Source organism: Flavobacterium solisilvae (genome assembly GCF_012911605.1).
Lineage (GTDB): Bacteria > Bacteroidota > Bacteroidia > Flavobacteriales > Flavobacteriaceae > Flavobacterium > Flavobacterium solisilvae.
In genome coordinates, this window is sequence record NZ_JAAMPT010000204.1 from 48,541 (window position 1) to 61,013 (window position 12,473).

The 12,473-nt window shown below is 30.0% G+C and carries 13 protein-coding genes; 4 read left to right on the forward strand and 9 right to left on the reverse strand.

The window, feature by feature from the left end; all coding sequences use genetic code 11:
- Window positions 1-106: 106 nt before the first annotated feature.
- Entirely contained in the window at window positions 107-598 is a 492-nt protein-coding gene (locus G6042_RS06220) for a hypothetical protein (RefSeq protein ID WP_169523442.1), read from the forward strand.
- 2 nt (window positions 599-600) lie between these two features.
- The gene (locus G6042_RS06225; protein WP_169523443.1) at window positions 601-1,326 is read left to right on the forward strand and encodes an LVIVD repeat-containing protein; all 726 of its coding nucleotides are present in this window, start codon (window positions 601-603) and stop codon (window positions 1,324-1,326) included.
- Between the two features lie 62 nt (window positions 1,327-1,388).
- Here the strand turns inward: G6042_RS06225 and G6042_RS06230 are convergent, their stop codons facing one another.
- The 4 genes from G6042_RS06230 to G6042_RS06245 all read right to left on the reverse strand — a co-directional run bounded on the left by G6042_RS06230 (window position 1,389) and on the right by G6042_RS06245 (window position 4,499).
- Window positions 1,389-2,711, reverse strand: coding sequence for a dihydrolipoamide acetyltransferase family protein (locus tag G6042_RS06230; protein WP_169523444.1), 1,323 nt, complete (start codon window positions 2,709-2,711; stop codon window positions 1,389-1,391).
- A 72-nt stretch (window positions 2,712-2,783) separates the two neighbouring features.
- On the reverse strand, window positions 2,784-3,914 hold the full coding sequence (locus G6042_RS06235; protein ID WP_169523445.1) for a glycosyltransferase family 2 protein: 1,131 nt from the start codon (window positions 3,912-3,914) through the stop codon (window positions 2,784-2,786).
- A gap of 55 nt (window positions 3,915-3,969) precedes the next feature.
- Window positions 3,970-4,275 carry a hypothetical protein gene (locus G6042_RS06240; protein ID WP_169523446.1) on the reverse strand — a complete coding sequence of 102 codons (306 nt, stop codon included), beginning with the start codon at window positions 4,273-4,275 and terminating at the stop codon, window positions 3,970-3,972.
- Window positions 4,272-4,499 carry a hypothetical protein gene (locus G6042_RS06245; RefSeq protein WP_169523447.1) on the reverse strand — a complete coding sequence of 76 codons (228 nt, stop codon included), beginning with the start codon at window positions 4,497-4,499 and terminating at the stop codon, window positions 4,272-4,274. The genes G6042_RS06240 and G6042_RS06245 overlap by 4 nt, the downstream gene beginning before the upstream one ends.
- Before the next feature lie 82 nt (window positions 4,500-4,581).
- Between G6042_RS06245 and G6042_RS06250 the strand changes: the two genes are divergently transcribed.
- On the forward strand, window positions 4,582-5,952 hold the full coding sequence (locus G6042_RS06250) for a Kelch repeat-containing protein (RefSeq protein ID WP_169523448.1): 1,371 nt from the start codon (window positions 4,582-4,584) through the stop codon (window positions 5,950-5,952).
- 2 nt (window positions 5,953-5,954) lie between these two features.
- Here the strand turns inward: G6042_RS06250 and G6042_RS06255 are convergent, their stop codons facing one another.
- The 3 genes from G6042_RS06255 to G6042_RS06265 all read right to left on the reverse strand — a co-directional run bounded on the left by G6042_RS06255 (window position 5,955) and on the right by G6042_RS06265 (window position 7,559).
- Window positions 5,955-6,287 (reverse strand): DUF6150 family protein, encoded by a 333-nt coding sequence (locus tag G6042_RS06255; protein ID WP_169523449.1) that lies wholly within the window; start codon window positions 6,285-6,287, stop codon window positions 5,955-5,957.
- 201 nt (window positions 6,288-6,488) lie between these two features.
- A complete protein-coding gene (locus G6042_RS06260; protein ID WP_169523450.1) occupies window positions 6,489-6,935 on the reverse strand; it encodes a hypothetical protein in 447 nt (148 codons plus the stop codon).
- Between the two features lie 18 nt (window positions 6,936-6,953).
- On the reverse strand, window positions 6,954-7,559 hold the full coding sequence (locus G6042_RS06265; protein WP_169523451.1) for a hypothetical protein: 606 nt from the start codon (window positions 7,557-7,559) through the stop codon (window positions 6,954-6,956).
- Between the two features lie 428 nt (window positions 7,560-7,987).
- On the opposite strand from G6042_RS06265, the gene G6042_RS06270 reads away from it, so the two are divergent.
- Window positions 7,988-9,859, forward strand: coding sequence for an ABC-F family ATP-binding cassette domain-containing protein (locus G6042_RS06270; RefSeq protein WP_169523452.1), 1,872 nt, complete (start codon window positions 7,988-7,990; stop codon window positions 9,857-9,859).
- A 2-nt stretch (window positions 9,860-9,861) separates the two neighbouring features.
- Here G6042_RS06270 and G6042_RS06275 read toward each other — a convergent pair whose 3' ends face one another.
- Complete coding sequence (locus tag G6042_RS06275) at window positions 9,862-11,271, reverse strand: MFS transporter (RefSeq protein ID WP_169523453.1); 1,410 nt, start codon at window positions 11,269-11,271, stop codon at window positions 9,862-9,864.
- 74 nt (window positions 11,272-11,345) lie between these two features.
- Window positions 11,346-12,473 carry an efflux RND transporter periplasmic adaptor subunit gene (locus G6042_RS06280; RefSeq protein ID WP_169523454.1) on the reverse strand — a complete coding sequence of 376 codons (1,128 nt, stop codon included), beginning with the start codon at window positions 12,471-12,473 and terminating at the stop codon, window positions 11,346-11,348.

Here is a 12,473-nt window from a genome sequence, read left to right on the forward strand (position 1 = left end):
AGCTTTCAAAGGTGTTTTTTATTTAAACAAATTATTAAATCTCTTTAACTAGCAATTATTAAACGCAACCTTTTGTACATTGCTACGTCTTAAAAATAAAATTACTATGACAATAAAGAATTACTCGACATTACTACTTGCTTACTATCTTTTCTCAAGCTGTTTTGGATTTGGAGAAGTTGATTCCAGAAGTAGTTTCAAACCTGTTTATATGAAACGTTCTGATTTTGAAAATTCTATAAAATTTGAAGCTGCCAAACCAACTTTAAAATCAGGAAAAATATACATTAAAGATGAAATAATGTACTTAAATGATGTAAACAAAGGATTTCAAATTTATAATTATTCCAATCCAAATAATCCTGTAAAAATTGGGTATATAAACATTCCTGGTGCTACAGATGTTGCCATTCGAAATAATATTTTATTTGTCAATCAAGCAACCGATTTAGTTACAATTAACTATACTATTTCTACTAATTCAATTGTAGTCACTAATCGAATAAAAAATGCTTTTCCGCCTAAAATTTCTCCCGACGGTTTTATGGCAAAAGAAAAACAAAATCAAATTGTTATTGACTGGACCAATTCAAATTAATTATGAAAAAAAATATTATTCTTTTACTATCAGTATTATTCTTTGGTTGTTCAACAGATCAAAATAACAACGAAACAAGTGATGGACAAGGTGGTTCTTTGGCTATTTTTGCATTGAAAGGCAACTATCTTTATGGAGTAGATAATTCAAAATTGAATGTGTTTTCTCTTTTAAATCCGTCAAGTCCTGTAAGTGTAAATGAAGTTGAAGTTGGTTTTAATATTGAAACATTGTTTTCTTTTGAAAATTATTTATTTATTGGTTCTAGAAATGGGATGTTTATTTATTCAATAGAAAATCCAGAAAATCCTGTTTTGTTATCACAAGCTCAACATTTTACAGCTTGTGATCCAGTTGTTGCTAATGCTACGCATGCATTTGTAACTTTACATTCGGGTACTTTTTGTGGAAATAATTTGAATGTGCTACAAGTTTATAATACTACAGATGTAAATAATCCAATATTAATTCACTCAAGAAATCTCTCTTATCCAAAAGGATTAAGTCTTTACAACAACTACCTTTTAGTTTGTGACGATGTAATAAAAATATTTGATATTCAAAATCCAGCTGAACCAGTATTAGTAAATACAATCAATAAAGAATGTTTTGATATTATTATAAATAACAATACGCTTTATGCAATTGGTAATTTTGGTTTATACAGATATGAATTGAATCCGAATAACATTAATGATATTCAGTATAAAAGTGAAGTCGCTTTTTAACTTAGAAATGCCCAAAAATTAAAAAACCGTATCAATTTTAAACTGATACGGTTTTTTAAATTTTAATATTCTCTGTTTACATCAAAAGCTTCTAAATACTCAGCAACTCGTTTTACAAAACTTCCGCCAAGCGCACCATCAACAACTCTGTGGTCATAACTGTGTGACAAGAACATTTTTTGACGAATTCCGATGAAATCACCTTCTGGAGTTTCTATAACCGCAGGAACTTTTCTAATCGCTCCAAGCGCTAAAATTCCAACTTGTGGCTGATTGATAATTGGAGTTCCAAATACAGAACCAAAAGTTCCAACATTTGTTACAGTATAAGTTCCGCCTTGAGTATCGTCTGGTTTTAATTTTCCGGCTTTCGCGCGATTTCCTAAATCGTTTACCGCTTTTGCCATTCCCACTAAATTCAATTGATCCGCATTTTTAATCACAGGAACAATCAAATTTCCGTTTGGTAAAGCCGCAGCCATTCCAAGGTTGATATTTTTCTTTTTGATGATATAATCGCCATCAACAGAAATGTTCATTCCAGGGAAATCTTTCAATGCTTTGGCAACTGCTTCCATGAAAATTGGAGTAAATGTCAATTTTTCGCCTTCGCGTTTTTCAAAAGCATTTTTCACTCTATCACGCCATTTTACAATATTGGTAACATCTACTTCAATAAAGGATTGAACGTGAGCCGAAGTTTGAACCGATGCAACCATATAACCAGAAATTAACTTACGCATTCTGTCCATTTCTACAATTTCATCTCCACCATTTACTGAAACTGGAACTGCAGAAGTTGTTGTAGGTTGAACATTTTGAACAACAGGTTGTGCAACTGGAGTAACCGTTTGTGCTACAACTGGCTGATTAGTTCTATTTTTTACAAAATTCAAAATATCGTCTTTCGTTACGCGACCATCTTTTCCTGAACCTGAAATACTTTCCAATTCAGCTACAGAAACACCTTCTTGTTGCGCAATATTTTTCACTAATGGCGAAAAGAATTTATCAGAACCAGAAAAATCAGCTGGAGTGACAGTTTCTTTTGCTACTTCAATAGTTTTGGTAACTTCTGCAACAGCAATTGGCATCTCGACTGCGCTCGATGTGACAGAACTATTTTCAGCAGATGAACTTCCACCTTCAGTTTCGATAATAGCTATGGTTTGACCTACTTTTACGACATCATCTTTACCAAAAAGTTGTTCTACCAAAACTCCAGAAACTTCACTTGGAACTTCGCTATCTACTTTATCCGTAGCGATTTCAAGTACAGCTTCATCCATTTCGATTTTGTCGCCAACATTTTTTAGCCAATTCGTAATTGTTGCTTCAGCAACACTTTCACCCATTTTAGGTAATTTCAATTCAAACTTTGCCATATCTATAAACTAAAGTTGTGTGTTTTAAATTTCGATGCAAAAATACTAATTGTTTTGAGCAAACACTACGAATTATGCAATTTTTGATAAATTTATAATTTCTCCTATATCGTTTGCGTGATTACTGCCAATAATTACTTTTGACTGTGGCAAATACATTTTATAAGTGATAGTTGCAGCTTTATGTTTTTGCATAAAATCAATAATTTCTTTAAACGAAAATGACTGAATATCAAAGATAATTTCGGTATGTTTACTTTTATTAAAGGAAAAACCAAGAAGATTAGATTGATAAATAACTGATTTTTCCAAAGGTAATTGTAATTCTCTTTTTGTGAAGAAAATATAGTTATCTACTATTTTACTTCTATTTTTTTGTTGTGATTTTTTAATTTTAGAAAAAACAAAAGCACCAATTTTCATAAATCCGCTGAAAAATAATGACTTCTTAAAATGTTTTTTATAGAAAAAATTCATCGCTTCTTGAAAACGCTTCATGTATTTTTCATCACGAACAGTGCTTTCTCCTTTATAATGTATCACTGAAGTTTCGGCAAAATAGTAATTTTCTCTACCCGATTTTTTGACCATATAGCTCAAATCGATATCATCCGAATACATAAAACAGTTTTCATCAAATCCGCCAACTTCAAGGTACAAACTTCGTTTCATTACCATAAAAGCACCAACTAGAATATCAACCTTTCCCGATTGATTTTCAGCTAAATGTTGCGCATAATATTTACCAAAAAGATTTGAAATTTTATACAATCCGAAAATTTTGGTAAAAGCAACCCAAGGTGTTGGAACGCCACGCTTACTTTCGGGCAAAAAGTTTCCTGTTCCGTCGATGAGCTTGCAACCAATAATTCCAGTGTTCAGTTGCCAGTTTTTAGTATTCAGTATTTTTTCAAATGTATCTTCGGCGACAACAGTATCTGGATTTAGAATGCAAATGTATTCGCCTTTGGCTTGGTCAACACCAATATTATTTCCTTTTGGGAAACCAAAATTGGTTTTGTTTTGAATTAATTTGATGTTTGGAAAACGTGCTGCCATCATTGCACAACTATCATCCGACGAATTATTGTCAACTACAATAATCTCGGCATCAATATTCTGAATGGCTTTTTGCACACTCAAAACACAGAGTTCAAGAAAATAACGGACGTTATAATTGAGGATGATTACGGATAGTTGCATACGAATTTGAAAATTCAAATATCAATAAACAAATTCCAAATACCAAAAAAATGAATCACAGATATTTTTCTAAATCTTCAGGATTTTTTAGATTGTTCCAAAATAAAAGTAAATCAATTACACTTCTTTCTTCATCAAAACTGTAATATAGTGTAGTTTGTTTTGAAATTACTAATGTATAAACTTGTAAAGGAAAATTGTAAATTCCAATCTTTGGATTTTTGGATAATCTAATTAGGTTTTCTACAACCAACTCTTGAAAATTATTAACTTCTTTATAATTCCATTTGCGGAAAATAAAATCTATTTCTTCTTCAAAAGTAATCACAGAATTTGGTTGCCAAATTATTTTATAATTCATTTTAGAGAAGCTATTTTTTCTTTTATTCGCTTCATTGCTTCTTCGTGTGAAATACCTTTGCCATCCTTGGCATCTTGAATAGATTTCTCTAACAATTTGACTAAAACTGGATGCAATTCCTCGGAAGTTGTTTCAACTTTTGAAGTTGTTTCATACACTTCTGATGGTTCGTTTATTGTATTTTTCTTTTTGGAAGTCATGCTTAAATTAATATTGCTTATCAAAAATAAGTAAAATTTATATCTAGAAAAAGTATAATTTTAAATTTCAATAATTCATACTATTTTTGTACTGAAATAATAACTTATGCTAAGAATTGTAATTCTTTTTTTTGCTATAAATCTCACTTTTTCACAAGAAAAACTGACATTAAAAGACAATTATCTTCAAACTGGTATTGATTTTAAAAATAGAAAATATTTAATTTTTATTAATCCCGAATTTTACTATTCAAAAAAGTTTGAATCAAAAACTTGGAGTAAAAATACCTTAAAATTTAATGCAATTCCAAAAGAAGACAATTTCCCTTATAATTTCTTCCACATAAAAGGAAAAAATTATTTAGTTCATAATGGATGCGGAACAGTTTATGAATTTAAAAATGATTCCATAATTCGAATTGATAATTCATTTGAACACAAGAATCAATTCATGGCTTCGACTTTTGTTTACAAAGATGAAATTTATTATTTTGGTGGTTATGGTTTATTTACATTTAAAAACATTTTAACAAAGTTTGATTTTAAAACCAAAGAATGGGAATTAGTAAAATATTCCAATTATAAAAAATTACCTGAACCAAGAGCAAATTCACTAATCTTTCAAAAGAATGAAAAACTATACTTAATTGGTGGATTGACTGATAATTTTGAAACTAATTTAACTACTACAAAAAATATCAAATTAAATGATATTTGGGAATTGAATCTTAACACAAAAGAATGGATTAATATAGGGGAACTAAAAGACAAACAATCAATCAATTTTGAATATTACAACAGTTTCATAAATGACAAAAACATTTATGATTATGGAAAATTATTCGAATTTGACTTTGATAATAATGCTCTAAAATCTACCGAACCAAGAGATAAATATTCGTTTTCATATTTTGAAAAATTTAATCCTATAACAAACGAAATTTTTTATGCCTTAGGAAATTCAAATGATGGAAATAGAAAATTAGAAATTATTGTTGAAGATTATGAAAGTTATAAAAGTGAATTTACAAATGAAGAAGAATTATTTGAAACTCAAAATTCACCGCTTTTATACACTACAATTGCATTTCTATTTTTAACATTTGGATTTCTATTTTTCTATTTAAAAAGAAAAGCAAAACCAACTTATGAAAGTAAAATAATTTTAAAAGATTCTAATTTTTACTTTAAAGATAAATTAATCAACAATTTATTGAATGAAGAAAAAGATTTATTACTCTTTTTATTTAAAAACAAGAACACACCTTTAGCTATGAATGAAGTAGTTGATTTCTTTTCTAAAAATGACAACACTCCATATAATACTTTGACTAAGAAAAAGGATTTGGTTTTAAATGGATTAAAACAAAAACTAGCTTTCATCTTAGAAATTGATGAAAACAATTTATTTATAACACAAAAAAACACCGAAGACAAACGTATTAAAGAAATACAGTTAAATCCTCGGTATTTTTAAAACTAATAAAATAATTGTTTTTTAGAATTATTAACCCAACCAGCTTGGTTTGGATATTCTACAAAATAAACTTTAATATCAGCTTGATTTGAGTAGTTTACAAAAAATATTTTTTTGTCTGCTTGATTGGCATATTCTGTAAAAAACCAATTCCCGTCATTTTTAACTGCTTGATTTGTGTATTTTACTTTGTAAACCAATAAATCGGCTTGGTTTGGATAATCTACAACAAACACTTTAATATCGGCTTGATTTGCGTATTGCACAGAATGTACTTTTTGTGCTTTTGCTGTTACAAATACCAACAAAAAAAAGGTGAAAATTAGATTTTTCATTTTTTTACTAAATAAAATTTTTTATATGCTTTCTTTTTATTTTTATGAGAATCAGGGTAAATCTGAACTAGACAATCAATAATTCTAATCCAATATTTTTCAGAGCACTTTTTTGAATTTTGCGGTTCATTAAACTTAATTTCTAAAGCAAATTTTGCCCATGAAATTATACATGGTGATAAACTAACTCTACTCATGAGATTATAAATTGTTCCACTCTTGAATTTTCATTTCAGTATTTCCACAATCAGTAGACATTACTTCTAACTGAAATTCTGATATCCCAGATATACAAGTAGAACCATCTTCTGCTACAGACATAAACATATAAACTTTCTTTCCATCAAAAAAAACTGTTTTTGATGCCATTAATGTTTGATTCACATTACTTAATCTAGTTTCCATAAACTGTTTTGCCTCATCGAAAGTTATTTTTTTTGCATTATCTGTAGAACTAAAAGGTTTTGAAGTAGATTCCTTACTTAAATTCCCTAAAATAAGTAAACTGAAGAAAACAGAAACTACAACTCTCGTAGTTTGAGACCACAAACTATATTTCCACATTAAAAATAGTCCAACAGGAAAAAAGAAAATTAAAAATAAAACTACTGTTACTTGCTTTTGATACCACTTTTGTTGATTTTGCATATTTATAAATTTTAAAAATTAATAATGTTTGTTTTCGAATGGAATAAACTCACCTAATTTTGGTAACGGAGAAATCTTGTGAATAACTTTACTAATTACTGGTTTTTTACTTCCTTCTTGTATTTTAGTTTTTCTCTCACCTGATAACAAATCATAATCTATTTCTTCTAAATAATCAGGGCTTCCTGTAACTCTTTTAACATAAATAAGTTCAAACGAATTATCTTTAAATTTGTATTTATGAACATAATAACCTCGCATAAAATTAAAACGAATTAATAAAATTCCATTTTCAACTTCTACCCTATCAAACATTTCACCAGACCAAAATCTATCATCTATTGTTTCTGCATCTGGAAAATCAGGTTTTATTGCTTTTTCTGTTGAAACTATTTCATATTTGCCTACGCTATCAATTTCAGCCAAACTAATTTCCAACCTGTAAACTGCTTTTGGATTAATCGTGTCTTGATAAATTTGAATAACATCTTTGATATTATCAAAATTAACATCAGCCACAACAACTTGTTTTTCAAAAAAATTATCTTTTGTTTGAGCAACCAAAAACTGGTTAATAATTAGCATAAAACTAACTAGTAATAAAGCTTTAAAATATTTTCTCATTTTTATAAGATTTTGTTTATATCAAACTTAATTCACTTAATGATAATTTTGTAAAAAGATATATGAAAATATATTTTCAAGTAAATATAAAATTGATAAACAGTAAATTACAAAAATTTAACTTTTTAACATCAATGTGTTTTCAAGCAATTTTAAACATAAAAACTGCAAAAAAACTAACCTCAATTGTATAAAAATCATTGTGCAATTCATTCAGATTCAACAATTGTATAAAGACACAAAAGACGATTACCTTTTAACCCCGATTGAAATGGAAATCCTGTTATCTCGTTTTTCTAACGAGATGACAGATTGTAATGAAAAGCGGGAAAAAGGAATACCGATAAATCCCGAACGATTCGTTCCAAAAGAAAAGATTGCTTCTTGCTTTGTAATGAACTACTTTTGCAATCGTAAAAAATAATATTGTGAATTATCTTTCTGTAGAAAATATATCGAAATCGTTTGGCGAAAGAACATTGTTTAAAGACATTTCTTTTGGTATTAACAAAGATCAAAAAATTGCTTTTATTGCCAAAAATGGTTCGGGAAAAACCCAAATTATGCGCATGATTAATGGTGATGATGAACCTGATACTGGGCAAATTATCATTAGAAAAGGCATTAAAATGGCGTTCTTATCGCAAAATAATAATTTGCAAGACGAATTGACGATTGAGGAAAGTATTTTTGCTAGTGATAACGATATTTTGAAGGTAATTGAACGCTATGAAAAAGCGTTGGAAAATCCTGAAGATGAAGAGAAATACCAATTGGCTTTTGATGAAATGGATCGTCATAATGCTTGGGATTTTGAAACGCAATTCAAGCAAATTTTGTCCAAACTAAAATTGGACGATTTGAAACTGAAAGTAAAATCGCTTTCAGGTGGACAAAAAAAGCGTTTGTCGCTGGCTATTATTTTGATTAATCGTCCGGATTTATTGATTTTGGATGAGCCAACAAACCATTTGGATTTGGAAATGATTGAATGGCTGGAAAGTTATTTTGCTAAAGAAAATATCACTTTGTTTATGGTTACGCACGATCGCTTTTTTCTGGAAAGAGTTTGTAATGAAATCATCGAACTTGATAACGGAAAATTATATTCTTATAAAGGAAATTACTCTTATTATTTGCAGAAAAAAGAAGAGCGAATTGCGATGGAAAACTCGACGATTGACAAAGCGCAAAATCTTTTTGTGAAAGAGTTGGCTTGGATGCGAAGACAACCCAAAGCAAGAACAACCAAATCGAAATCGCGTCAGGACGATTTTTATAAAATAAAAGAAGTTGCTGAAAGCCGCAGAAAAGAAAATGTAGTTGAGCTGGAAATCAATATGGAACGAATGGGAAGCAAAATTATTGAGCTTCACAAATTAAATAAACAATTTAAAGACAAGGTTATTCTTGACAATTTTACCTATGATTTTCAACGTGGCGAACGCATTGGAATTATTGGTAAAAACGGAACAGGAAAATCGACTTTCCTGAATATTTTAACCAAAACTATCGTTCCTGATAGCGGAAAAGTTACTATTGGAGAAACGATTAAAGTGGGTTATTATACGCAAAGCGGAATTAACCCAAAACCAGGACAAAAAGTAATTGATATCATTAAAGAATATGGCGAATACATTCCGCTGACGAAAGGAAAAATTATTTCGGCTTCGCAGTTGTTAGAACGTTTTCTTTTTGATGCTAAAAAACAATACGATTATGTTGAAAAATTAAGCGGTGGCGAATTGAAACGACTGTATTTGTGTACGGTTTTAATCCAAAATCCAAACTTTCTTATTCTGGATGAACCAACGAATGATTTGGATATTGTTACGCTAAATGTTTTGGAAAGTTTCCTTTTGGATTATCCTGGATGTTTGCTTGTGGTTTCTCACGATAGATATTTCATGGACAAAATTGTGGATCATTTATTTATTTTCCGTGGCGAAGGACAAATTGAAGATTTCCCAGGAAATTATTCCGATTTTAGAGCGTATGAAGACAGTGTTGAACCCACAAAAAAAGAATTAAACTCGGTTAATACGGAGAAAAATAGTTGGAAACAAAACAACTCGACTGCTTCGGGCTTAAACTTTAACGAACAAAAAGAATTCAACAAACTGGAACGCGAAATCAAAGATTTAGAATACGAAAAGAAACAAATCGAAAATCTTTTTTCCGAAGGAAAAGTTGCTGATGCTGCTATTGAAACCAAAGCAAACGAACTTCAAAAAGTTATTGAAAAACTGGAAGAAAAAGAAGAACGTTGGTTTGAATTAAGTTCTAAAATGGAGGAATAGAATCAATCATCTGTTCTAAGATTTTCACCGTCTTTATAATGTAGTCGGCGGAAAACAAATCCGGATAAAATTGTCAGACTTCCTACTACCAGAAATGTATAACGAAATGCATTATGAATTTCATTGTGTACCAATTTTACATCAGCCTGAAATAGTTTCAATATAACAAGTCCAAAAGCGACGCCAAAACCTATAGCAAGTTGTTGATTAACAGAAACCAAAGAATTTCCACTACTGGTATGATAATTTCGTAAATCAGAAATAGAAATACTATTCATAGAAGTAAATTGTATGGAATTAAAAAATCCCATAGCTGCCACCAAAGGAACATAGCAGTAAATAGAATTTTCTCTACTAAAAATAGCAAGGCTACAAATCAAAAATCCGAGTATAAAAGTATTTGCCATAAGGGTTTTTCTATATCCGAATTTATTCAATATTTTGATTACTGATGATTTTCCGAACATCGCTGTAAGCGCCATTGGTGCGACAATCCAACCCGAAGTTACAGCAGATTCGCCATAAGCAATCTGAACCATCATCGGAATAAGTAAAGGAACTGCACTAATTCCTAGACGTGTTGCCAAATTCCCTAAAATTCCCACTCTGAAAGTCCTTACCTGAAATAAATTCAATGGAAAAATAGGATTATCATCTGTTTTGGCATGACGGAAATACATATAAAGCATCAAAAAACCTAAAATCAACGTAAATAAAACAGGAGTTATATGAATAGTATTTCCTAACATTTCGAGTGAAACCGAAAGTAGTAAAGATGCTGCGCCAAAGATGAGAAATCCTTTAAAATCAAAGTTTAATATCTCAGCTTTATAATCGGGCATAAATTTCAAACTCATTATCATTCCCAAAATCCCAATAGGAATATTGATTAAGAAAATCCAATGCCACGACAAATAATCTACCATATAACCACCAACTAACGGACCAAGAACTGGACCGATTAAAGCCGGAACAATTGCATAATTCATTGCTTTGAGCAATTCTTTTTTTGGAAATGTTCTTATTAAAGCCAATTTACCAACAGGCGTCATCAAACTTCCGCCTATTCCCTGAATAATTCTAGATATCACTAAATGAGATAAATCTTGAGAAAGTGAACACAATAGTGAACCCAATGCAAATAAAAACAATGAAAAAACAAATGTTTTTCTAGTACCAAATTTATCGGCTAAAAAGCCACTGACAGGCATAAATAACGCCAAAGTAAGTACATAACTCACAATGGCGTTTTGCATGTTTAAAGGAGATTCGTTTAAATCTTTTGCAATGGCTGGTAATGAAGTATTCAAAATTGTAGAATCCAACATCTGCATAAAAATTGCAGTTCCTAAGATTAATGGAAGATACTTTTTTGAAGTTTCATTGCCAACATTTGTTTTTGTTTCAGGCATATATTAACACTTTACCAGTATAAAAATAAAAAATATATTCCTAAAAAATTCACAAAACACAAAATCTCTTTTGGCTATTCCTGAACTTGATTTTTCAATGCCATCAATAAGTCATAAGCTCCTTTTTCTACTATTTTTTTGTCTATTAATTTTTCTGAATCGATAATTTCTGTGAAACCGTTGCTACTGTTGCCTATTTTTACAGGAGTTAATACAAAGACATTATCATTTGTTTTTTCAAAAACATAATTGTTATTTTCAAAAGAAACGATGCTTTTTTCTGGTAAACTTCCTGTATTAAAATTTTTAAGCGTTACATTGGCATTAATGTACAAACCTGAAATCACCTCAGGATAAGAAGCACTAAAACGAGCAACAATATCTGCTGAACCATCATTTTCAATATTAGGAACAACACTAATGATTTTGGCTTTCAACTTTTTATCTGGATTTTGATTGGTATAAGCCAAAATTTTCTGCCCGACATACAATCCAGTAATATTGCTTTCAAAAGCTTTCAGACTTAACAATAATCCATCGGTATTAATCAATTCCATCAAAATTTCGGAAGCATTTACATATTGCCCTGTATTGACTATTATTTTACTCACCACTCCGTTAAACGGAGCTTTAATAGCTACTGAACTGCTAATATTTTCGGCTGTTAACGTTTCTGGATTAATGTAAATTAGTTTTAATTTTTCTTCCAAAGCCTTTTTGGTAACAGCAATAGTTTTATATTCAGCTTCAGCTAATTGAAATGTTTTGTCGCTGCTAGCTTTATTACTATTAAGTCCTTTTTGTCTTTCATAATCTAATCTTGCGGATTCTAATTTAGCTTTCGCAATAAGATAATCTTGTTGTAATTGTACAAACTGTTCGTCTTCTAAAACAGCCAACAGCTGACCTTTTTTAAAGTGATTTCCAGGTAAAACTGAAATTGACTTCACTCTTCCTCCAATAATACTTGAAACAGAAACCAAATGTGATGGAGAAACAGTCACTTTTCCATTTAAACGAATCGTTTTATCAATAGCTTTCTGTTGTAATAAAGTCGTCGTTAATCCAATAGTTTTTATCTGTTCGTCTGAAAGTTTTACAGAATTTTCAATTGTTTTCTCCTGTTTCTCATCGGTATTCTCTTTTTTCCCGCAGGAAAAAGTAAAAACAATAAATAATATATATAATGATATGCGTTTCAT

Coding starts and splice junctions, on each gene's coding strand:
- G6042_RS06230 (WP_169523444.1), bottom strand. CDS start 2,711: ATGGCAAAGTTTGAATTGAAATTACCTAAAATGGGTGAAAGTGTTGCT.
- G6042_RS06260 (WP_169523450.1), bottom strand. CDS start 6,935: ATGCAAAATCAACAAAAGTGGTATCAAAAGCAAGTAACAGTAGTTTTA.
- G6042_RS06225 (WP_169523443.1), top strand. CDS start 601: ATGAAAAAAAATATTATTCTTTTACTATCAGTATTATTCTTTGGTTGT.
- G6042_RS06250 (WP_169523448.1), top strand. CDS start 4,582: ATGCTAAGAATTGTAATTCTTTTTTTTGCTATAAATCTCACTTTTTCA.
- G6042_RS06280 (WP_169523454.1), bottom strand. CDS start 12,473: ATGAAACGCATATCATTATATATATTATTTATTGTTTTTACTTTTTCC.
- G6042_RS06235 (WP_169523445.1), bottom strand. CDS start 3,914: ATGCAACTATCCGTAATCATCCTCAATTATAACGTCCGTTATTTTCTT.
- G6042_RS06220 (WP_169523442.1), top strand. CDS start 107: ATGACAATAAAGAATTACTCGACATTACTACTTGCTTACTATCTTTTC.
- G6042_RS06255 (WP_169523449.1), bottom strand. CDS start 6,287: ATGAAAAATCTAATTTTCACCTTTTTTTTGTTGGTATTTGTAACAGCA.
- G6042_RS06265 (WP_169523451.1), bottom strand. CDS start 7,559: ATGAGAAAATATTTTAAAGCTTTATTACTAGTTAGTTTTATGCTAATT.
- G6042_RS06275 (WP_169523453.1), bottom strand. CDS start 11,271: ATGCCTGAAACAAAAACAAATGTTGGCAATGAAACTTCAAAAAAGTAT.
- G6042_RS06240 (WP_169523446.1), bottom strand. CDS start 4,275: ATGAATTATAAAATAATTTGGCAACCAAATTCTGTGATTACTTTTGAA.